Source organism: Sebaldella sp. S0638 (genome assembly GCF_024158605.1).
Taxonomy (GTDB): Bacteria; Fusobacteriota; Fusobacteriia; order Fusobacteriales; family Leptotrichiaceae; genus Sebaldella.
On sequence record NZ_JAMZGM010000126.1, the window covers coordinates 1 to 594 of the forward strand.

Here is a 594-nt window from a genome sequence, read left to right on the forward strand (position 1 = left end):
TCATTTTTATATCTGTAATATGTTGTCTTCGGAGTTCCAGAAAGTTCCATTATTTCCTTGTCATTTAGCTTCCCGTTATACTTAATTATTTGCTTCTGAACCTCTGTTTTATTGCCTTCTTTATCCTTTGCAACCTCTGCAACCTTTTTTCTTTCCGGTTGCAACTTTTTATTAAAGGTTGCATTTCCGGTTGCAGATTTTTCTTTTTTTTTATTCCATTTTTCTCGGCTTGACCAACTTTTCAATGTTCCCAATTTTATTTCATATTCTATAGAAAGCTCTTTTAAACTTTTTCCTTTTTCTTCATACTCAAATCTTATTAATTTCTTTTTTTCTTCCATTACGAGCTGTCCTCTAATATCTTTTTTAGCTTTCTATTTTTATTCATTAGGAACACGCTCCTTGTATTCAGACCATAAAACTTTTTGGCCATTAATTACAATCTTCTCTTCTCCTGTAAAATTAAGATATCTTTCTATTATCATCTGGCAGTATTCTTCTTCATATTCAATACCATACATATTTTTCCCTGATATTTCTGCTGCTATTAGTGAACTTCCACTTCCTAAAAATCCATCCCATATATTTTTATGA

General features: G+C 30.6%; 1 protein-coding gene and 1 pseudogene. Both read right to left on the reverse strand.

Annotated features, from left to right (window positions below; genetic code table 11):
- Positions 1 to 341 (reverse strand): annotated as a pseudogene (locus NK213_RS17925) (hypothetical protein); the annotation flags it as partial.
- A 39-nt stretch (positions 342 to 380) separates the two neighbouring features.
- A partial coding sequence (locus NK213_RS17930; protein WP_253351756.1) for a DNA methyltransferase occupies positions 381 to 594 on the reverse strand: 214 nt, incomplete at its 5' end.